Source organism: Neorhizobium sp. DAR64862/K0K3 (genome assembly GCF_050500185.1).
GTDB lineage: Bacteria > Pseudomonadota > Alphaproteobacteria > Rhizobiales > Rhizobiaceae > Neorhizobium > Neorhizobium soli.
In genome coordinates this window covers 3,288,023-3,309,901 of the sequence record NZ_CP191449.1, presented here as the reverse complement: position 1 = coordinate 3,309,901, position 21,879 = coordinate 3,288,023, and the positions used below count along the sequence as shown (strand labels likewise).

At 60.2% G+C, this 21,879-nt stretch carries 17 protein-coding genes; 7 read left to right on the top strand and 10 right to left on the bottom strand.

The genetic code is table 11. From position 1 onward, the window contains the following. The first annotated feature begins 424 nt into the window (after nt 1-424). The 6 genes from ACQY1L_RS16000 (at nt 425) to ACQY1L_RS15975 (ending at nt 6,933) form a co-directional block, all read left to right on the top strand. Complete coding sequence (locus ACQY1L_RS16000; RefSeq protein ID WP_430241731.1) at nt 425-2,020, top strand: ABC transporter substrate-binding protein; 1,596 nt, start codon at nt 425-427, stop codon at nt 2,018-2,020. A gap of 156 nt (nt 2,021-2,176) precedes the next feature. Continuing rightward, on the top strand, nt 2,177-3,181 hold the full coding sequence (locus ACQY1L_RS15995) for an ABC transporter permease subunit (RefSeq protein WP_062462141.1): 1,005 nt from the start codon (nt 2,177-2,179) through the stop codon (nt 3,179-3,181). Nucleotides 3,182-3,210: 29 nt separating this feature from the next. Further along, on the top strand, nt 3,211-4,128 hold the full coding sequence (locus tag ACQY1L_RS15990; RefSeq protein WP_062462138.1) for an ABC transporter permease subunit: 918 nt from the start codon (nt 3,211-3,213) through the stop codon (nt 4,126-4,128). Between the two features lie 2 nt (nt 4,129-4,130). Then, nucleotides 4,131-4,988, top strand: coding sequence for an ABC transporter ATP-binding protein (locus tag ACQY1L_RS15985; RefSeq protein WP_082471963.1), 858 nt, complete (start codon nt 4,131-4,133; stop codon nt 4,986-4,988). 5 nt (nt 4,989-4,993) lie between these two features. Beyond that, nucleotides 4,994-5,839, top strand: coding sequence for a dipeptide ABC transporter ATP-binding protein (locus tag ACQY1L_RS15980; protein ID WP_062462611.1), 846 nt, complete (start codon nt 4,994-4,996; stop codon nt 5,837-5,839). Nucleotides 5,840-6,006: 167 nt separating this feature from the next. Beyond that, a complete protein-coding gene (locus ACQY1L_RS15975) occupies nt 6,007-6,933 on the top strand; it encodes a methylenetetrahydrofolate reductase (RefSeq protein WP_430241728.1) in 927 nt (308 codons plus the stop codon). On the opposite strand, the gene ACQY1L_RS15970 is transcribed toward ACQY1L_RS15975, so the two are convergent. Beyond that, on the bottom strand, nt 6,900-7,712 hold the full coding sequence (locus tag ACQY1L_RS15970) for an MBL fold metallo-hydrolase (RefSeq protein WP_430241726.1): 813 nt from the start codon (nt 7,710-7,712) through the stop codon (nt 6,900-6,902). The genes ACQY1L_RS15975 and ACQY1L_RS15970 overlap by 34 nt on opposite strands. A gap of 169 nt (nt 7,713-7,881) precedes the next feature. Here ACQY1L_RS15970 and ACQY1L_RS15965 point away from each other — a divergent pair, with 169 nt between their 5' ends. After that, complete coding sequence (locus ACQY1L_RS15965; RefSeq protein WP_430261898.1) at nt 7,882-8,964, top strand: acyltransferase family protein; 1,083 nt, start codon at nt 7,882-7,884, stop codon at nt 8,962-8,964. 41 nt (nt 8,965-9,005) lie between these two features. On the opposite strand, the gene ACQY1L_RS15960 is transcribed toward ACQY1L_RS15965, so the two are convergent. From ACQY1L_RS15960 to araD1, 9 genes are all read right to left on the bottom strand, one after another. Then, nucleotides 9,006-9,659 carry a TerC family protein gene (locus ACQY1L_RS15960; RefSeq protein ID WP_062462125.1) on the bottom strand — a complete coding sequence of 218 codons (654 nt, stop codon included), beginning with the start codon at nt 9,657-9,659 and terminating at the stop codon, nt 9,006-9,008. 286 nt (nt 9,660-9,945) lie between these two features. After that, entirely contained in the window at nt 9,946-11,334 is a 1,389-nt protein-coding gene (locus ACQY1L_RS15955; protein ID WP_274598242.1) for a virulence factor family protein, read from the bottom strand. Further along, nucleotides 11,331-13,907, bottom strand: coding sequence for a bifunctional lysylphosphatidylglycerol flippase/synthetase MprF (gene mprF / locus ACQY1L_RS15950; protein ID WP_430261896.1), 2,577 nt, complete (start codon nt 13,905-13,907; stop codon nt 11,331-11,333). Before mprF ends, ACQY1L_RS15955 begins: the two co-directional genes overlap by 4 nt. 216 nt (nt 13,908-14,123) lie before the next feature. Further along, complete coding sequence (gene mmsB, locus ACQY1L_RS15945) at nt 14,124-15,314, bottom strand: multiple monosaccharide ABC transporter permease (protein ID WP_062462120.1); 1,191 nt, start codon at nt 15,312-15,314, stop codon at nt 14,124-14,126. 2 nt (nt 15,315-15,316) lie between these two features. Then, nucleotides 15,317-16,876, bottom strand: a complete 1,560-nt coding sequence (gene mmsA, locus ACQY1L_RS15940) for a multiple monosaccharide ABC transporter ATP-binding protein (protein ID WP_113165639.1) — start codon at nt 16,874-16,876, stop codon at nt 15,317-15,319. A 53-nt stretch (nt 16,877-16,929) separates the two neighbouring features. Then, the gene (chvE, locus tag ACQY1L_RS15935; RefSeq protein WP_062462113.1) at nt 16,930-17,991 is read right to left on the bottom strand and encodes a multiple monosaccharide ABC transporter substrate-binding protein; all 1,062 of its coding nucleotides are present in this window, start codon (nt 17,989-17,991) and stop codon (nt 16,930-16,932) included. An 89-nt stretch (nt 17,992-18,080) separates the two neighbouring features. Continuing rightward, a complete protein-coding gene (locus ACQY1L_RS15930) occupies nt 18,081-19,925 on the bottom strand; it encodes an IlvD/Edd family dehydratase (RefSeq protein WP_430241719.1) in 1,845 nt (614 codons plus the stop codon). 2 nt (nt 19,926-19,927) lie between these two features. Further along, nucleotides 19,928-20,860, bottom strand: coding sequence for a Gfo/Idh/MocA family protein (locus tag ACQY1L_RS15925; protein ID WP_156461874.1), 933 nt, complete (start codon nt 20,858-20,860; stop codon nt 19,928-19,930). 1 nt (nt 20,861) lies between these two features. After that, a complete protein-coding gene (gene araD1, locus ACQY1L_RS15920) occupies nt 20,862-21,851 on the bottom strand; it encodes an AraD1 family protein (RefSeq protein ID WP_430241717.1) in 990 nt (329 codons plus the stop codon). Nucleotides 21,852-21,879: the final 28 nt, after the last annotated feature.

Here is a 21,879-nt window from a genome sequence, read left to right as displayed (position 1 = left end):
CCGGCAGCTTAAAAAATAAGCGCGGCTGAAAAAATCAACATGCCGCGCTCGGCAACGCAACGCGTGAAACTTGGTATCTCGACAAGTGCATCATAATCGCTATGCTCGCGCCCGACGTCACAGGAAGACCAAGGATACCGCAGAAGACGATAACAATTTTGCGTAAATAAGGCCGACGCCGTGAGTTCATGCTCATGAAAGCCGAATACTTGGAAATCCGTCGTCAATTCGAGAAAACATGGGTTGAGTGCCGAAAAGGTATCGGAGATCCGTCGAAGACTGAAGAATACGGTCAGCAAACAAAAGATTTGCGACCAGGAGGTGAGACACACAAGCAGGATTGACGCGCACGTAAGCGTATCATCAAATTCAAAACACGGCCTAGCCTGGCAGTTAGCCGGCTCAAGGTCATTGGGAGACCGATATGAAATACAAGCTCGCCATTGCCACAGCCCTGCTGTCGGCAACAATTTTCGCAGGCGCTGCGAACGCCAAGACCTTCGTGTATTGCTCCGAAGGTTCGCCGGAAGGTTTCGACCCCGGCATGTACACCGCCGGCACGACGTTCGACGCTTCGGCCCACCCGATCTACAACCGCCTGCTCGAATTCAAGCCTGGCACGACGCAGCCGGAAGCCGGTCTCGCCGAAAGCTGGGACATTTCGTCCGACGGCACCGTCTACACATTCAAGCTGCGCCCGAACGTGAAGTTCCAGACCACGGAATTCTTCACACCCACGCGCGCGCTGAATGCCGATGACGTGATCTTCTCCATCGGTCGTCAGATCGACGAGAAGAACGCCTGGAACAAGTACATCAACGGCGCTTCCTGGGAATATGCCGACGGCATGGGCTTCCCGAAGCTGATCAAGTCGATCGAAAAGGTCGATGACCTGACCGTGAAGATGACGCTGAACCGTCCGGAAGCACCTTTCCTCGCCAACCTGGCCATGCCTTTCGCTTCGATCCTGTCGAAGGAATACGCAGACAGCCTCGACAAGGACGGCAAGAAGGAACAGCTCAACCAGAACCCGGTCGGCACCGGCCCGTTCACCTTCGTCGCCTACCAGCAGGATGCCATCATCCGCTTCAAGAAGAACGCCGATTACTGGGGCACCGCTCCGAAGATCGACGACCTCGTCTTCGCGATCACCAGCGACGCTGCCGTTCGTTACCAGAAGCTCAAGGCCGGCGAATGCCACCTGATGCCTTTCCCGAACGCCGCTGACGTCCAGTCGATGAAGTCGGACCCGAACCTTCAGGTTCTGGAGCAGGAAGGCCTCAACATCGCCTACCTCGCCTACAACACGACCCAGGCTCCGTTCGACAAGCCGGAAGTGCGCATCGCGCTCAACAAGGCGATCAACAAGAACGCGATCGTCGACGCCGTCTTCCAGGGCATGGCAACGCCTGCAACCAACCCGATCCCGCCGACGATGTGGTCCTACAACAACTCCGTCAAGGACGACACATACGATCTCGAAGCCGCCAAGAAGATGCTGGCCGATGCTGGCGTCAAGGACCTCTCCATGAAGGTCTGGGCGATGCCGGTTTCGCGTCCCTACATGCTGAACGCGCGCCGCGCCGCTGAAATCATCCAGGACGATTTCGCCAAGATCGGCGTCAAGGTCGAGATCGTTTCCTACGAATGGGCAGAATACCTGCAGCGTTCGAAGGCAAAGGACCGCGACGGTGCTGCCATGCTCGGCTGGACCGGCGACAACGGTGACCCGGACAACTTCCTCGACACCCTGCTGGGTTGTGACGCCGTCGGCGGCAACAACCGCGCTCAGTGGTGCAACAAGGAGTTCGACGAACTGGTGAAGAAGGCCAAGGTCACGTCCGACATGGCCGAGCGCACCAAGCTTTATGAGCAGGCGCAGGTCGTCTTCAAGAAGGAAGCACCTTGGGCAACCCTCGATCACTCGCTTGCTATCGTCCCGATGGCAAAGGGTGTGACCGGCTTTACCCAGAGCCCGCTTGGCGACTTTACGTTCGAGACCGTCGATATCGCTGAGTAATCCAGCCTAATCACAACTTTTTGCCGCGGGGAGCGTTGCGTTTCCCGCGGCATTTTCTTATGAGACGCCCAAAAATGCGGCGCGACGCCGAAATGGCTCGGTTCGTGGCTTGACACGGTTTGAAATCGACCGGAGCCCCTTCCACAAAGGCTTACAATGTTTGGTTTGCTACTGCGGCGCCTCGCCGTGCTGATCCCGACCTTCCTCGGGGTCTCGATCATCGCCTTTTCCTTCATCCGGCTCCTGCCGGGCGATCCGGTCATGCTGTTGTCCGGCGAGCGCGTCATGTCGCCCGAGCGGCATGCGCAGATCAGCGCCCAGCTTGGCATGGACCGCCCGATGGTCATCCAGTATTTCGATTATCTCGGCGGCGTGCTGACGGGTGACTTCGGCTCCTCGATCGTCTCCAAGAAGCCGATCCTCGACCAGTTCTGGGCGCTGTTTCCAGCGACCGTCGAGCTGTCCATCTGCGCAATGATCATCGCCGTTGCGCTCGGCATTCCCGCCGGCGTCATCGCCGCCATGAAGCGGGGTTCGATCTTTGACCAGGGTCTGATGGGCATCGCGCTGGTCGGCTATTCGATGCCGATCTTCTGGTGGGGCCTGCTTCTGATCATTCTGTTTTCCGGCACGTTGCAGTGGTTCCCGGTTTCGGGTCGCATCTCGCTTATGTTCTACTTCCCGCAGGTCACCGGCTTCATGCTGATCGACTCGCTGCTGTCCGGGCAAAAGGGTGCCTTCTCCTCGGCCATCAGCCATCTGGCGCTGCCGTCGATCGTGCTTGCCACCATCCCGCTTGCCGTCATCGCCCGCCAGACCCGCTCGGCCATGCTGGAAGTGCTGTCCGAAGACTACGTGCGTACCGCCCGCGCCAAGGGCCTGTCGCCGTTCCGCGTCGTCGGCGTGCATGCGCTGCGCAACGCGATGATCCCGGTCATCACCACCATCGGCCTGCAGATCGGCGTCATGCTTGCGGGCGCGATCCTGACCGAGACGATCTTCTCCTGGCCGGGCATCGGCAAGTGGATGGTCGATAGCGTCTTCCGTCGCGACTACCCGGTCATCCAGGGTGGCCTGCTTCTGATCGCGGCGATCATCATGACGGTCAACCTCATCGTCGACCTCATGTACGGCCTCATCAATCCCCGTATCCGCCACTGATCCGCCGAGATAAGAAGGAGAAAAATCCCATGGCAGATGCAATAACCGCCAAGACGCCAGAGATCGTCACGACCGGGCAGATGCGCCGCCAGATGCTCAAGGAGTTCTGGTTCTACTTTTCCGAAAACCGCGGTGCCGTCATCGGCCTGTTCGTTTTCATCGCTCTCGTCGTCGTAGCCGTCCTCGCTCCGGTGATTGCCCCGCATTCACCGTTCGAACAGTATCGTGACGCCGTGCTGCGGCCGCCGGTATGGGCCGAAGGCGGCAGCTGGAGCTTTCTTCTCGGAACAGACCCTGTCGGTCGCGACATTCTTTCGCGCCTGATCTACGGCGCACAGTATTCGCTGTTCATCGGCTTGTTCGTGACGACGCTGTCGCTGCTCGGCGGCATTCTCGTCGGCCTGATCGCGGGCTACTATCGCGGCTGGATCGATACGGTGATCATGCGCCTAATGGACATCATCCTGGCGTTTCCGTCGCTGCTTCTGGCGCTGGTTCTGGTCGCAATCCTGGGGCCCAGCCTCACCAACGGCATGATCGCGATCGCGCTCACCCTGCAGCCGCATTTCGTGCGACTGACCCGTGCCGCCGTCATGGAAGAGAAGACGAAGGATTACGTCACCGCTGCCCGCATTGCCGGCGCCGGTCCGATCCGTCTGATGTTTCGCACCATCCTGCCGAACTGCACCGGACCGCTCATCGTCCAGGCGACGCTCTCCTTCTCGAACGCGATCCTCGATGCGGCGGCCCTTGGCTTTCTCGGCATGGGCGCACAGCCGCCGGCGCCTGAATGGGGCACGATGCTGGCCGAAGCACGCGAGTTCATCCTGCGCGCCTGGTGGGTTGTCACCTTCCCCGGCCTTGCAATTCTCATCACCGTTCTTGCCATCAACCTGATGGGCGACGGCCTGCGCGATGCGCTTGACCCGAAACTGAAGAGGTCCTGATCATGGCGCTTCTGCAAATCGACAATCTCACCGTTGAATTCGAAACCGCGACCGGCTGGTTCCGGGCCGTCGACGGCGTTTCGATCACGGTCGAAAAGGGCGAAGTTCTCGCCATCGTCGGCGAAAGCGGCTCCGGCAAGTCCGTTTCGATGCTGGCCGTCATGGGGCTTCTGCCGTGGACGGCGAAGATCACCGCCGACCGCATGCTGTTTGAAGGCAAGGACTTCCAAAAACTGAGCCCTGCCGATCGTCGCAAGCTGATCGGCAAGGATATCGCGATGATCTTCCAGGAGCCGGTGGCAAGCCTCAACCCTTGCTTCACGGTCGGCTTCCAGATCGAGGAAGTGCTGCGCATCCATCTCGGCCTCGACAGACAAGCCCGCCGCGCCCGTGCCATCGAACTGTTCAAGCTGGTCGGCTTGCCGGACCCAGCGGAACGGCTGAACAGCTTTCCGCACCAGATGTCGGGCGGCCAGTGCCAGCGCGTGATGATCGCCATCGCGATCGCCTGTGACCCGAAGCTTCTGATCGCCGACGAACCGACGACAGCACTCGACGTCACCATCCAGAAGCAGATCCTCGACCTGATCATGGACCTGCAGACCCGCACCGGCATGGGCCTGATCATGATCACCCACGACATGGGCGTCGTCGCCGAAACCGCCGACCGGGTCGTGGTGCAGTACAAGGGCCGCAAGATGGAGGAAGCCGACGTGCTTTCGCTGTTTGAGAACCCGCAGAGCAACTATACCAAGGCGCTTCTCGCAGCCCTGCCGGAAAACGCGACCGGTGACCGCCTGACCACCGTCTCCGCCTTTTTCGACGGCAATCCGGACCAGCCTTCGGGAGTGAATGCATGACCGATATGACCAACACCGACATCATGCTGGAAGTGCGCGACATCAAGCGCGACTACGAACTGCCGGCTGGCTTCATGAAGCCGAAAAAGACCGTCCATGCGGTCAAGGGCGTCTCCTTCAAGCTGGAACGCGGCAAGACGCTGGCAATCGTCGGCGAAAGCGGCTGCGGCAAGTCCACGCTTGCCCGCATGATCACCTTCATCGACGAACCGACGGCCGGCGAACTGATCATCGACGGCCAGAAGATGGATACGCGTCCGGGCCACCTGACATCAGAAATGCGCCAGAAGGTGCAGATCGTGTTCCAGAACCCCTATGGTTCGCTCAACCCGCGCCAGAAGATAGGCGACGTTCTGGGCGAACCGCTGGCGATCAACACGTCGATGCCGGCATCCGAGCGGCGCGACCGCGCAACCGAGATGCTGATCAAGGTCGGCCTCGGTCCTGAACACTACAACCGCTATCCGCACATGTTCTCCGGCGGCCAGCGCCAGCGCATCGCGATCGCCCGTGCGCTGATGATGAACCCGAAGCTTCTCGTTCTCGACGAACCCGTCTCGGCGCTCGATCTTTCGGTTCAGGCACAGGTTCTGAACCTGCTGGCCGACCTGCAGGACGAGTTCAACCTCACCTACGTCTTTATCAGCCACGACCTTTCCGTTGTGCGCTACATCGCCGACGAGGTGATGGTAATGTATTTCGGCGAGGCGGTCGAATACGGCACCCGCGAAGAGGTGTTCTCCGCGCCGAAGCACGAATACACCCAGACCCTGTTCAAGGCGACGCCGCGCGCCGATGTCGAATCGATCCGCGCTCGTATTGCTAAGAAGAAGGCTGCCTCGGCCGCTTGAACGCCTAAGATGCACTGATAATGCCGGCAGCTGTCGGCATTATCACGGAATTGAGCTTGAAGTTGACGCAGAGAGAAATCTCTCGCATCAGAAGTCATGCAAGAAGAAACCTCTGCCAGCTCGCCGGAAAACGGCGAGCGTCATTGTGGCAGGGTGGGAGTAGCGGCATGGCATTGTTGAACTTGTTCAGAGGCAGGCAGCAGGACAAAGCGCCGGAGCCCGCCTTGCTCAAGTCCCTGGTCGAGGGATACTCGATCGAGGTGATGCCGCGAACCGCGGCCAAGATCGACGACTTCACGACGCTGCTTCCCGCAAACACCCGGGTCTATATCGCCCATATCGATGGCACACCGATCGACGATATGGTGAAGACGGCCAAACGGCTGCGTGAAGATGGCTTCGAGGTCATGCCGCACATTCCGGCCCGCAGCATCGAGAGCCGCGCCATGCTCGACGACTGGGTAAGCCGATATCACAACGAGGCAGGTGTGGACCAGGCGCTCCTCCTCGGCGGCGGTCTGTCGCGTCCTGCTGGCGCTCTCAACAGTTCGCTGCAGCTGATCGAGACCGGCATCTTCGACCGTCACGACTTCAAGCGCCTGCATGTCGCCGGCCATCCCGAAGGCAACAGGGATATCGACCTCGACGGCACGACAAAGCTTGTCGACGAAGCCTTGAAGTTCAAGCAGATCTATTCCGAAAGCACCGATGCGAAGCTTGCCATCGTCACCCAGTTCGCCTTCGATTCGCGGCCGGTGATCCTGTGGGCGGAGCGCATCGCCGCAACCGGCGTCCGCATGCCGATCCATCTCGGCGTCGCGGGACCGACCAAGCTTCAGACGCTGATCAAATTCGCCCTCACCTGTGGTGTCGGCCCGTCGATCAGCGTCATCCAGAAGCGGGCCATGGACATCTCCAAACTCCTGGTACCCTACGAGCCGACCGAATTCCTGACTGAAATCGCCGACTACAAGGCCCGCAACCCGCAAAGCTTGATCGAGCAGATCCACGTCTTCCCGCTGGGTGGTATCAGAGCCAGCGCGGAATGGATTAACGAGCGTCAACCTGCGCTGGCTGAAATCCGCGCGATATAGTCTTTTGCCGAGCGCGCGACGATCGCCTGGCCGTTGCCGCGGATATCCTGTTTGGCGAAGGCTCCGTAGATCCGCTCGAACGGCCAGGCCGCCAGCCGTTCCGCGACATCCGCCACCTCAGCTGCGCTGAGCGGCATCATGTTGGGATAGCTCCACATGAAGGAAACCCGGTCGGCCCCCGGCGTCACCTGCACGATATCGCCGGCGAGCAGCACACCTGTCCCATCCCGCGCTATCCAGTGCATCACGGTTCCGCCAGCGAAATGACCGCCGGCATGTACAAGCGTCGCGGAAGAAGACAGGACGAGCGCATCCTCGTCCCACAGGCGGACGTGATCGGACGGACGCTGGATCCACTGGCTGTCCAAAGCGTGGATGTAGATCGGGCAATCGAAGGCCTCGGCCCAATCCTGCATGGTTGAGTAATAGTGCGGATGGGAGATCGCGATGGCGCTCAACCCGCCCAGCGATTTGACCAGCGTCTTCGTCGCGTCGTCGAGGAGCGCGATACAATCCCAGAGAATGTTTCCGGACGGTGTCTGCACCAGAAGCGCCCGCTGGCCGATAGCAAACGCGGGAACGGTACGGATGGAAAGGACGCCAGGCTCGAGTTCGAGCCAGCTATTGGCATGCCCCTGCTCAAGCTTTTCAGCGGAAACCCACGCCTGGCCGGAAGCCGGGACATATTGCCGGTCGTCGAGGCAGATCGGGCAAGATGCGGGTGGTTCGGCACGATCGGGATAGGATGTGCTACAGGCATTGCAAAGAAAAACCGTCATGAGCCCCCCGCTCCGGATAACCGCGATCAATCGGTTATAGACGAGAACGGACTTCCCGATAGAGGCTGGGACCCACATTCCGGTAAAGCGGCAAGAGCAGCCCGCCTCATTCACGCTTTCCCAACGCGACCGCGATACGCTGTAGCGATGTTGCGGTTGCCGGGAGGCTATGATGACGGAAGCAAAGCCTGTGCGGCTCTTGAACCTCGATCTGCTCCGGCTGGTCTCGGCCCTGCTCGTCCTGTTCTTCCACTACGGTTTTCGCATGCAGATCACTGGCGAAGGCGCCGGGATCGGCTTTCCGGAGCTCGCGCCGATAGCCAAGTGGTTCGATATCGGCCTGCTGATCTTCTTTGCCATCTCCGGCTACGTCATCATGATGTCGGCAGAAGGTCGATCGGCCTTTGATTTTGCCGCTGGACGGTTTGCAAGGCTTTGGCCGACATTCGTCGTCTGCGCCACCATCACCGCCGTCGTCCTGTCGATCTGGCCGGTCCCGGCGCTCAGTGCCCCGACGATGCAGCAATGGCTGGCACATCTCGTGATCCTGTCGCGCGTATTCGGCCAACCCTTCCTCGACGGAGCATACTGGACGATCGCCTACGAAATCATCTTCTACGGCTGGATCGTCGTGGCTCTCGCGACAGGCCTCTTGAAGTCGCACTGGCGTCTCATCGTCACGGTCTGGCTTGCCATTTCGGTGCTGAACGAGGCAGCGCTGCAAAGCGTCGTGCTGCAGAAACTGCTGATCTCCCAGTATTCAGGCTATTTTGCCTTCGGATTGGCGCTGTTTCGGACGCGACTGGAAAACTCCCGGGCAAGCTTTGCAGTGCTCAGCCTCGCAGCCGGCTGGGCCATTGCTGCACCGTTCATAACGGAGCCGGAATTCATTTCCCTGTACGGTTTCGGGAGAAATACCGCGGGCCTGGCCGCGATGGGGCCGCTGGCGCTTGCGGCCGTGACGATCGCGATCTACGCGCCGACACTGCCGATCAAGAGAGGGCTCGCGATCTCGCTCGGCGGGCTGACCTATCCGCTTTACCTTCTGCATCAAAATATCGGCTATGCCGCCTTTGCCAATTTCGGCACGTCGGACAATCGCTTCGCCATTCTGGCTTTGTTGATTGGGGGATTGTTGGCTGTCGCGATGATCATCGCAAGAACAGTTGAGCCTGCCGCGAGACGGGCGATCATTGGGCTTTCAAAGCCCGTTCAGGCCAGCCTGACGCGACTGCGCGCCCGCTTTGCCTGAGGGACCCCGCGGCGGAAAAACCGCCGCAGGGTCTTGTGCACTCAGCCGTTGATGTAAGGCATGACTTCCAGAACGCCGCGGTAGATCATCTCCAACGAAACGTAGAGGATGACGACCAGACCGACATAGGCAATCCAGCGATGCTTGTTGAGCAGGCGGGCGATGAAGCTTGCCGCGATACCCATCAAGGCGATCGAAAGAATGAGGCCGAAGATCAGCACTTCGGGATGTTCGTGTGCGGCACCGGCAACGGCCAGAACGTTGTCGAGCGACATGGAAACGTCGGCGATGACGATCTGCCAGGCAGCCTGGGCGAAGGTCTTGCGTGGCGCACCGCTGACGGACGCGTTCTCGCCTTCCTCGACGGCCTTCGAGACGACATTTTCGGCATCGTCCTCATGGCTGTGCGGGGTGCGCAGCTCGCGCCACATCTTCCAGCAGACCCACAGAAGCAGGACACCACCGGCAAGAAGCAGGCCGACGATCTGCAGAAGCTGGGTCGTGGCAAGCGCAAAACCGATACGCAGCACGGTGGCGGCAATGATACCGATCAGGATCGCCTTGGCGCGCTGATCCTTGGGCAGTCCGGCGGCGGCGAGGCCGATGACGATTGCGTTGTCACCCGCCAGAACAAGGTCGATCATGATTACTTGCGCGAGGGCGGACAGTGCCTCCGGCGTAAAGAATTCCATCATTTGGTACCCGATCTTTCAATACGGAGCACCCATGTCGTGGAAAGGGGCGACGAATTACGGACGGAAATTCACCGCTATCCATTCGATTGCCGTCAAGGTCGAGTGACGACCCCCACAAACACCAGGCACCTGAAGTTGAACAATCCAGTCCGACATCACAGTTCCTGCGAACTGCCAGAGGGGCCCGGTCCTGGTGCGCTGAGATTTATCTTGGGAGCCGCAGAAATCAAGCCCCAACTCACGAACCAGCTCACGGGAGTGTGATTTCTTCGCGGGAAAACGGCTTCTACTTGGTCAGCCGCTTGTGGAGGCTCTCAAGAATGAGCTTTCCAAGCCCCTCGTAATCTTCATCGAAATGGTGTCCGCCTTCGATGCCGACCGTCTCGATACCCTGCGGTTTGAGCGTCGGGCAAGGATCGTCGTCTTCGTCGGTACCATAAAGGCACTGCACGACATGCGGATCGATCTTGGCGATATCGGAAATGCTGTCGCCGTTCTTGCCCTCACCGGCAACACCAAGCCAACCGGTAACGGAAATCTCGAAATCGACCTCTTTCGACAGCGCCAGCAGCGAAATCTGTTTCACCCTCGCTTTGGTCGCAGCCGGCAGGACGTTGAAGGTCGCCGGCAGGATGTCGGCTCCGAATGAATAGCCGATCAGCACCACGTTTTTCACGTTCCACTGGCGCCGGTACGTGTCGATGATCTTGACGAGATCATCCGCCGTTTCCTGCGGCGTGCGTTCCTTCCAGAAATACCGCAGCGAATCCACCCCGACCACAGGCACACCCTGGGCCTGCAGATAACCGCCGAGCTCGCTGTCGATATCACGCCATCCGCCATCGCCGGAATAGACAACCGCCATCGTGTCGAGTGTCGGTTTCGTGTCCAGGACCGTTACTGGCAGATCGAGTTGATCGCTATTGCCGTCACCTTCAATCGCCGTGTCGAGGAGATCTGCGAGCGCTTCAGTTGCAGGCCCGGATACGTCCTTGAGCTCAAGATCCGGCCAACCGGCCTTGAGGCTGGTGGCGTGGTCCTTGCCGGCGGCATCGGCCGCATCGGTCAAGCCGATCGTCACGTCGGCCGGCAGCTTTCCATCGGTAAAGCCGTAGATCGTCCGGTCTCCGGCCTTTTCCTTGGTCGCGGGGGTGCAGAGAACCTTTTCGAGCGGAATGCCGGCCGTCGGATCGACTGCGATGGCTTTCGAGACTGTCGCAAACGGGCTCTGCGCGATCATGCCGAGCGCAAGTGCTGCGCCATCCCCGATTCCGGCAATGATCGGATGCCGGTAACTGGCATTGCCGATCCGGCGCTGCACCTGCTGCGACAGGTCTTCGATATCGGAGACCATGTAGATACAATCGCCGTCATCCTTGGCGAGCGACGCAATGTAGGAGGGATAATCGATACCGACCACCGCCGCCCCCTGATCGACAAGCGCCTTGGCTTGGCTTTCTTCCTCGGCACCCCAGCCTGCGCCCTTCGAGATCAGGAAGACCATCGCCTTCAGATCCTTGTCGGCGGGCAGAGTGATATGCGGCGAGACGATCATGCCGGTCTTGTAGTCATCCGTCTGCGAACCGGTTTGCTCGGAAGCAGGCTGCTGAGCGGAGGCGAAACCGGCACCGGCCAGCAGAATGCCGACGGCGAGAATTCGGGACAGCATCATCATTTTCCGACCACTCCTCTCAAGCCCCCACCAATCAGCAGCGTCGCATCGACCATCGCAATGGCAGGACTGACGCTTGCCACCGCCAGATAGCGGGGTTCCCAGTGCGGGTGAAACTTGGTTTTGAATGCCTTCAGGCCTTTGAAATTGTAGAAGCGCTCGCCGTGTTCGAAGATCACGCTGCCGATCCGGTCCCAGACAGGGGCGGCTTCCCTCTGTGCCATGCCGGAAAGCGGCGCCATGCCGAGGTTGAAGGTCCGGTAGCCGGCGGCCTGCAGATATTCCATGCAGCGGACGAACAGGAAATCCATCGAGCCTCTGGGCGCATCCGGCGCAAACCGCATCAGGTCGACGGTTGCCTCCTGCTTCGTTTCGGTCAGCGACAGCGTCGCAAAGGCAACGATCTTTCCCTGCGTGCGCAGCACCGCCACCGGCTGGGATGCCACATAGGCATCCTGGAAGGCACCGAGCGAAAACGTCTTCTCGCGTGTCTCGTGGGCGGCGAGCCAGGTATCGGACACCCGGCGCAGATCCTCGATCGAACTCATCACATCCGGCTGCTCGATGACGTCGAATTCGAGCCCCTCGCGAAGCCCCTTGTTGACGGCCTGACGCAGACCCGCAAGACGACTTCCCTTGAGATCGAAGCGCTCCAGATCGACGATCGCCAGTTCTCCGAGCTTGACGGCCCGCATGCCAGCATCGGCGCAGTAAGGCAGAAGTGCCGGCGAAATCTGGTAGAACACGGCCCGTCCGCCCTGAGCCCTCGCTTCTTCCACGAAGCTCCAGACCAGTTCGGGGATTTCCCCCGCCGGGCCGACCGGATCGAACAAGGCAATCCAGGAACGCCCCTGGATGCCGTACATGATGAAGGCCTTGCCGTTTGTGGAAAACATCAACCGCTTGTCGGCCATGCGCACGACATTCGCATCGGCGACGTCCTGCTGACGGACGATCGAGATCGCCCGCTCCAGTTCCTCCGGCGTGGATTGCGCCGTGCGGGTCGCAGCCGGCCGAAGCAGGCTGGCAATCGCAATCGTGCCGGCAACGATGGCCACACCCAGGATCGCACGAAGCCCGCGCGGCGCTTCTGCGGAAAACTCGAACTGCCACCAGAGCTCCCGGCTGTATTCCACCTCGCGATAGACAAACAGAAGCACCGTGATCGCGGCGGCCACCAGCACCAGCATCGCCACGACCCAGGCAGGCGTCAGCACCTGCCGGAGGAGCGACGCGGGCCGCGCGAACTGCCGGGCGCTGAGCAACAGGCCGGCGAGCAGAATGACCAGAAAGATCGCTTCAAACACCGCGACCGCACGCACGAAGGCGAGCAGCAAAGCCAGCGCGGTGCAGGCCGTTGCCGTCCACCACGCCCCGTCGAGCCTCTGGCTCACACCGCGGGCCGAAGCAAAAAGAACGATGCCGAGAATGCTGGACAGAAAATGCGCGCCTTCAACGACCGGCAGCGGCAGATAGTTGTAGAGGAAATCCAGATCCGAATCCGGCGTCGGTGTAACGCCCGAAAACACCAGCATTGCACCAGCGATCATCGCGAATGCGGCAAGCAGCAGGGGCGCCAGACGGAATTCCAGTTTGCGCAGCGTCGAGGCGACCGGATGGTTGGAAAGCTGCTGCACCTCCATGCCGATCACGAAGAGCGTCGCGACCAGAAGCGGCAGCACGTGATAGATAACCCGGTAGAGAACAAGGCTGCCGAGAACCTGATCGATATCGACAGTGCTTCCGAGCGCCGCAACGATGATCGTCTCGAACACGCCCAGCCCCGCCGGAACGTGGCTGAGAACGCCGGCACCGACAGCCGTGGCATAGATCGCCAGGAACGACGGCCAGCCGATATCCGTCTGCGGCAGAAGCACGTAAAGAACCGACGCGGACGCTGCGATATCGAGCGCCGTGATCAGGAACTGTTGCGACGAGGTTTTCGTATCGGGAAGCCGCAGCTTCAGCCTGCCCAATGCCACTTCGCGGCCATTCCAGCCGGCAACGACAAGCACTGAGAGCACCACGATGATCGCAACCGCAATGCCGCGCACCCAGCCCTCGCCGATGCCGAGCAGGCTGCCGATCCGAGGCGCCGTGACAAGCGATGCGATCGCAGTCACCCCAAGCAGGCCGATCCCGAAGGCGAGCGTGACAAAGGCGATCACGCGGCCGATGTCGTCGGGGCTGAGGCCCAGCCGCGAGTAACCGCGGAATCGGATCGCGCCGCCGCTCAAGGCACCGAAACCGGCTGTGTTGCCAACCGCATAGGCGCTGAACGCGGTCATCGCGACCGGCACCGGTGGCAGCTTCTTGCCGATATAGGAGAGTGCGTTGAGGTCGTAACCGGTCAGCGCAACGAAACTCAGCGCGGTGAAGAAGATCGCGAGAAGGATGGACGATGCCTTCGTGGCAGCAAGCGCTGCAAGCACGTCGTCATAACTGACTTCGGTAGTCAGATCGTAGATCGCAAACGTCGTGAAGCCGAAGACCACGAGGATGATGAAGGGAACGAGATAGCCGCGATAGTTCTCAAACGTCTCGCGGAGGCCGGTCTTCTGCTGATCTGTGGACATCAATGGTCATGCCGGTTGTTGAAGCATTGCCGGGGATTTCTCCCCGAACGAGCCGGGCAGCTAAGGCGACCCGATCGCGGCAATAATATGTCTGTGTTGCCGCCCTCATTACGTAGGCGCTCGCCTACTTTCAATAAGGGTTTAGCGCATCCGCGTCGCAATAAAAAAGGCGGAAGCTGAAGCTCCCGCCTTTCGCTGTCTCTCTGTGATGAGGGCTCAACGGCGCTGGTTGTAAACGTCGACGCAGACGGCGCCGAGCAGAACCAGACCCTTGATGACCTGCTGATAGTCGATGCCGATTCCGAGGATCGACATGCCGTTGTTCATCACGCCCATCAGGAAGGCGCCGATGACGGCACCCGTGACCTTACCAACGCCGCCGTAAGCCGAGGCGCCGCCGATGAAGCAGGCCGCGATGACGTCGAGCTCGAAGCCCGTGCCGGCCTTCGGGGTCGCGCTGTTGAGGCGAGCGGCAACGACGAGGCCGCCAAGCGCTGCCAGCACACCCATGTTGACGAAGGTCCAGAACACCAGACGTACGGTCTTGATGCCCGACAGTTCGGCTGCGCGGGCATTGCCACCGACCGCATAGATCTGCCGTCCGATGATCGTGCGGTTGGTGAAGAAGCCGTAGGCGACGATCAGCACGGCCATGATGATCAGCACGTTGGGCAGGCCGCGGTGCGACGAGATCAGGTAGGCGACATAGCCGATGGCAGCCATGACAAGGATGTTCTTGCCGATAAAGAAAGCCATCGGCTCGGATTCGACGCCATGCTCGACACGCCGTGCGCGGCTTCTGAAGTTCTGCCAGACCATCAGGGCTGCCAGTACCAGGCCGATGATGAAGGACGTCAGATAAAGGCCGCCCGTCGAGGAGATCAGTTCCGGGATGAAGCCGGAAGAAAGCTTCTGGAAGGTCGGATCGAAGGGACCGATCGACCGGCCGCTAAGGACCGCGATCATGAACCCGCGGAAGACCAGCATGCCGGCAAGCGTCACGATGAAGGACGGAATCCTGAAATAGGCGACGAAATAGCCCTGCATTGCGCCGATCACGCCACCGAGCACGAGGCAGATGATGCTCGCCGTGACAAAGTCGAAGCTGTACTGCACCATCAGCATCGCCGCGACCGCGCCGACGAAACCGGCGACCGAACCGACCGAAAGGTCGATGTGGCCGGTCACGATCACCATCAGCATGCCGAGCGCCATGATGACGATATAGCTGTTCTGGAGAACAATGTTGGTGATGTTGAGCGGCTTCAGCAGAACGCCCCCCGTTGCGACCTGGAAGAAGATGACGATCACGACCAGCGAGATCAGCATCCCGTAGTCACGAAGATTTTCCTTCCAGAAACCTGTCGCCGCCTTGGGAGCGGTAATTGCTTCCTGCGGAGTGCTCATAATTATCTCCCCTTGCGGCGCATGATAGCGCGCATGATATTTTCCTGCGTTGCCTCTTCGCCGGCGACTTCGCCGACAAATTCGCCCTCGTGCATGACCATGATCCTGTCGCAGATGCCGATGAGCTCGGGCATTTCGGACGAGATCACGATGACTGCCTTACCGGCATCCGCAAGTTCGTTGATGATGGAATAGATTTCGTACTTGGCGCCGACATCGATGCCGCGTGTGGGTTCGTCCAGGATCAGGATGTCCGGGTTGGTGAACAGCCATTTGGACAGCACGACCTTTTGCTGGTTGCCGCCGGAAAGCTTGCCGGTTTCCTGGTAGACGTTATGGCTGCGGATCCGCATACGGTCGCGGAATTCCTGGGCAACCTTCATTTCGCGGATGTCGTCGATCACGCCGCGTGACGAAACGCCGCCCAGGTGCGCGAGCGAGACATTCTTGCGGATGTCCTCAGACAGGATCAGCCCGAGATGCTTGCGGTCTTCGGTGACATAGGCGAGGCCCGCCTTGATCGCCCGGTGCACGTCCGAGGTATCCGCAGGTTTGCCATGGATCTTCACGGTGCCGGAAATATCGCGGCCATAGGCGCGACCGAACACGCTCATCGCGAACTCGGTGCGGCCGGATCCCATCAGGCCGGAAATGCCGACGACTTCGCCGGCCCGGACCTTCATGGACACGTTCTTGACCACCTTGCGGTTCGAATGCTGCGGATGGTGGACGGACCAGTCGTCGACCTCGAAGATCACCTCGCCGATCTTCGGCTCGCGCTTCGGGTAACGGCTTTCGAGATCGCGATCGACCATGCGGCGGACGATCTCGTCCTCGTCGACCGGGCCTTCGTGACAGTCGAGCGTGCCGACGGTGCGTCCGTCGCGCAGCACGGTGATGCGATCAGCAACTTCCGAGATCTCGTTCAGCTTGTGGCTGATCATGATCGAGGTAATGCCGTTGCGGCGGAATTCCTTGAGGAGTTCGAGCAGGGCTGCGCTGTCGGTTTCGTTGAGCGAAGCGGTCGGCTCGTCGAGGATCAGCAGGCGCACGTCCTTGGAGAGTGCCTTGGCGATCTCGACCAGCTGCTGCTTGCCGACACCGAGGTTGGTGATGAGGGTTTCGGGCACCTCGGCAACGAGACCGACCTTGGCGAGCAGGGCCTTCGTGCGGATGTAGCGAGCATCGCGGTCGATCACTCCGTACTTGGATGGCGCGTTCGCGAGAAAGATGTTCTCGGCAATCGACATCAGCGGGATGAGCGCGAGCTCCTGGTGAATGATGATGATACCGAGCTTTTCGGAATCGTTGATGTCGCGGAAGTGGCGTTCCTCGCCGTCGAACAGGATCGAGCCTTCGTAGGAACCATGCGGGTACACGCCCGAAAGCACCTTCATCAGCGTCGACTTGCCGGCACCGTTTTCGCCGACAAGGGCGTGAATCTCGCCTTCCTTGACGGTAAAGCTCACGTCCGAAAGCGCCTTAACGGCGCCAAAACTTTTTGAAATGCCGCGCATTTCCAAAATAGGCGGTTTATCCGCCGACAATACAGGATCAAGCATGAGAACTCCTGGAATAGGAAGCCGCGCGACGCTTGCGCCGCGCGGCCAGAGACTTACTTGAGCTGCGATTCCTGGTAGTAGCCGGTATCGACGAGGACCTTCCAGTTCGTCTTGTCGACGACAACTGGCTTGAGCAGGTAGGACGGAACGACCTTCTTGCCGTTGTCATAGGTCTTGGTGTCGGTGACAACCGGTTCCTTGCCGTTCATGGCAGCATCGACCATGTCTACGGTGACCTTCGCGAGTTCGCGCGTGTCCTTGTAGATCGTCGAATACTGTTCGCCGGCGATGATCGACTTGACCGAAGGCACTTCCGCATCCTGACCGGAGACGATCGGCATCGGCATGTCGCCGGAACCGTAGCCGACGCCCTTCAGCGACGAGATGATGCCGAGCGAGATACCGTCATAGGGAGACAGAACGCCGTTCAGCTTCTTGTCGGAATAGGTCGAGGACAGGATGGCGTCCATGCGAGACTGGGCAGTTGCCGGATCCCAACGAAGGGTCGCGACCTTGTCCATGCCGGTCTGGCCGGAGCCGACCTTGAGCGTGCCCTTGTCGATCAGCGGCTGAAGGACGCTCATCGCACCGTTATAGAAGAAGAAGGCGTTGTTGTCGTCCGGCGAACCGCCGAACAGTTCGATGTTGAACGGGCCCTTTTCGGTATCGGCCTTGAGACCCTTTACCAGCGAGGTTGCCTGCTGAACGCCGACCTGGAAGTTGTCGAAGGTCGCGTAATAGTCGACATTCGGTGTTTCGCGGATCAGGCGGTCATAGGCAATGACCTTGATCTTCTGATCGGCAGCCTGCTGCAGAACGTCGGACAGTGTCGTGCCGTCGATCGATGCAATCACGAGAACCTTGGCACCCTTGGTGACCATGTTTTCAATCTGCGACAGCTGGTTCGGGATATCGTCTTCAGCGTACTGAAGGTCCACGTCATAGCCACGTTCTTTCAGAACCTTGACCATGTTGTCGCCATCGGCGATCCAGCGGGCAGAAGACTTGGTCGGCATCGCGACGCCGACGAGACCCTTGTCTGCAGCAAACACAGGCGACGCGAGCGCGACACCTGCGAAAATTGCAACCGTGGTCATGAGTTTCAAAATTTTCATAAGTAACTCCTCCGTTTCAAGCAGCTCACAATTAAGCTGCCGTATTATCCGGGAGAGGCTCCCCGCCTCCCCTCACGACCTTTTTCAGGTCAGTGATTGTCGCGCGGCAGACCTTCGGTCTGCGCAATGCGCTGGTATTTGACAGCCGGTTCGAGAACCGCGCCGGTTTCCATCTGCCCGACGATGCCGCGCTGGATTTCCTGCCACGGCGTCTGGTGCTTCGGATAGCGATAGCCGCCCTCGGCGTCCAGAGTGCTTCGACGTTGTGCAAGCTCATCATCCGAAATCAGGATGTTGGCTTCGCCGCGACCGAGATCGATGCGCACACGGTCGCCGGTCTTCAAAAGTGCAAGACCACCACCTGCTGCCGCTTCCGGAGACGCGTTGAGGATCGACGGGCTGCCCGACGTGCCGGACTGGCGTCCATCACCGATGCAGGCGAGCGAGCTGATACCCCGCTTCAGAAGGTAATCGGGAGCGCGCATGTTGACGACTTCGGCAGCGCCCGGATAACCGATCGGACCGGCACCGCGCATGAAGAGAACCGAATGCTCGTCGATCTCGAGCGATGGATCGTCGATGCGGTGGTGATAATCTTCCGGACCGTCGAACACGATCGCACGGCCTTCGAAGGCTTCCGGATCGTTCGGATTGGAGAGGTAACGCTCGCGGAACTCAGGCGAGATAACGCTGGTCTTCATGATGGCCGAGGAGAACAGGTTGCCGCGCAGAACGCGGAAGCCGGCCCGTGCCTTCAGCGGTTCGTCGTAACGCTTGATGACCTTGTCGTCCTCGATGATCGCACCGCGACAGTTGTCGCCGATCGTCTTACCGTTCACCGTCATCGCATCTTCGTTGATGAGGCCCTGCGTCATCAGCTGGTTGACAACAGCCGGAACACCGCCGGCATGGTAATAGTCTTCACCGAGATATTCGCCGGCTGGCTGCAGGTTGACCAGGAGAGGCACTTCCTCGCCATAGGTCTGCCAGTCGTCGACCGTCAGTTCCACGCCGGTATGGCGGGCGAGCGCGTTCAAGTGGATCGGCGCATTGGTCGAGCCGCCGATCGCCGAGTTGACGCGGATAGCGTTGATGAAAGCGTCCTTGGTCAGGATGTCGGAAGGCTTCAGGTCTTCCCTGACCATTTCGACGATGCGAAGGCCAGTGAGATACGAGACTTCCTGGCGGTCACGGTAAGGAGCCGGGATGGCGGCCGAACCCGGCAGCTGCATGCCCAGCGCTTCGGCCAGCGAATTCATCGTCGTTGCCGTGCCCATTGTGTTGCAATAGCCGGTGGATGGTGCCGAAGACGCGACAAGCTTCACAAAGCCCGCGTAATCGATCTCGCCCTTGGCCAGAAGTTCGCGTGCCTTCCAGACGATCGTCCCGGAACCGGTGCGTTCACCGCGGAACCAGCCGTTCAGCATCGGGCCGACCGACAGGGCGATGGCTGGAATGTTGACGGTGGCAGCAGCCATAAGACAGGCTGGCGTGGTCTTGTCGCAGCCGATCGTCAGCACGACGCCATCGAGCGGGTAACCGTAGAGAACTTCGACAAGGCCGAGATAGGCTAGGTTGCGGTCAAGGCCCGCGGTCGGGCGCTTGCCGGTTTCCTGGATCGGATGCACCGGAAATTCGATGGCGATGCCGCCCGCTTCGCGAATACCTTCGCGCAGACGGTTGGCAAGCTCGAGGTGGTGGCGGTTGCACGGCGACAGGTCCGAACCGGTCTGGGCGATGCCGATGATCGGCCGGTCCGACTGAAGTTCGGCCTGGCTGAGACCGAAGTTCATGTAGCGCTCGAGATAGAGCGCGGTCATGTCGACATTGTCAGGATTGTCGAACCAGGCGCGCGACCGCAGTCTGCGCGCGTCCTGGCGGCGCTCTCCGGTTTCGGCGATTTCACTTGAGGGCGCGTTTTCCGAATTGCTCATCTTCAGTCCTCGAATGCTTCAGTTTCAATGCGCCGGCCAAGCATGAAGGCATCCGCCACATGCACCAGCGGTGAGAAATCCGTATCGCTGTCACCCTTGGTGACGAGCGCCACGAAATCCCGATACAGATTGCGATATTCGCGATCTTCCTCGACGATCTGCGCCTCGCCGTCGACGATCAGGCGGCTGCCGCCGTGGGTGAGGACGATCGTGCCCTCTTCGGTCTCGACCCGGATGTCCCAGGTCTGCGGCCCCGTCTGACGCCAGTCGAATTCGGCCGCCACAGGCAAGCCGCTTTTCGTTTCGAAGGCAAGGCTTGCAGCGATCGGCGCGGCACGATTGGCCGGGAAGGTCAGTTCGGAGCGCACGAGATGAAACGTTTCGGGCATGATCCGCGTGACGATCGACAGAGCATTGATGCCGGGATCGAAAACGCCGAGACCGCCCGGCTCCCAGATCCACGCCTGACCCGGATGCCAGTGGCGAACATCTTCCTTCCACTCGACCGAAACGCTTTTCAGCGTCCGCTCGGCCATCAGCGCCCGTGCAGGCTCGACAGCCGCGGCAGCGCGGGAATGCCATGTTGCAAACAGGCTGAGGCCTTTTTCCCTCGCCAGCGTTTCCAGCGCAAAGACTTCCGAAAGCGTTGCGCCCGGCGGCTTTTCGAGCATTACATGCTTGCCGGCTTCAAGCGCCGCCTTTGCCTGCTCGAACCGGCCCTGGGGCGGCGTACAGAGAGAGACGGCGTCGATTTCGACGCCGGAGGCCAGCAGCTCGTGAATATCGGCAAAACACGCGACATTTTCGAGCGAGGCGTTGCGGCTGGCGACTGCGACGAGATCGATCCCGTCGGTCGCTTCGATTGCGCCGAGATGCTGGTCCCTGGCAATCTTGCCAAGTCCGACGATAGCGAGACGAATGGGGGTCATGGCCACCTCAGAGCGCCTTGATCGCGACAGGCGTTTCCGCTGCCACAGCCAGACGGTTCACGAGCGGAAGCTTGAACGGCGCCGCATCGATCTCGAACACATCGCCGGCTTCGGTCTTGATGCCATGCGAGACCGACAGCGTCGCCGTGCCGAAAAAATGGACATGCAGATCGCCCGGCTGGCGGAACAGGTCGTATTTGAAATTGTGGTATTCGAGGTTGGCGATCGAGTGCGACATGTTCGCTTCGCCCGACAGGAACGGCTTTTCGAAGATCACCTCGTCACCACGACGGATGCGCGACGTGCCTTCGACATGATCAGGCAGCTCGCCGACCAGAAGTTCCGGTCCGAGCGCTGCCTGGCGCAGCTTGGAATGGGCAAGCCAGAGATAGTTGCCCTTCTCGGTCACGTGATCGGAAAATTCGTTGGAGAGACAGAAGCCGAGGCGGAACGGCGTGCCGTCGGGGCCGATCAGATAGATCGCCGCCAGTTCCGGCTCCTCGCCGCCATCAAGCGCGAACGAGGGAGAAACGAGATCTTCGCCGGTTGCGCGCAGCTGCGTTCCATTGCCCTTGTAGAACCATTCCGGCTGAGCACCGACTTCGCCGTCCTTCGGCTTGCCGCCCTCGACGCCCATCAGGAACATGCGCATGGAATCGGTCGGCTTTTCTTCCGACTGCGCTGCCTTGTGCATCTTGTCGCGACCATCGGCGGAACCGAGATGCGTGAGGCCGGTGCCGGCAACGATGAAATGGGCTGGATCGGGATGCGAGACCGGCAGACCAAAACGTCCGCTCTGCGCGGCAACGTCGAGGTCGACTTCATCACCAAGCCCGAGTGCTTCGATCTGCTGCGCCAGACTCAGGCCTGCTGCAATGGCCTTCTGGGCAAGCTCGTAGGTTGAGGAAACGCCATTGACGACGCGCGGAGTATCTCCGCTCCAGGCGACAACCTGAACATCGCCAGACAAGCTCGCAACCTGAAGAATTCGCAACATATGCCCTGCCATCCGATAAGTCTGATAA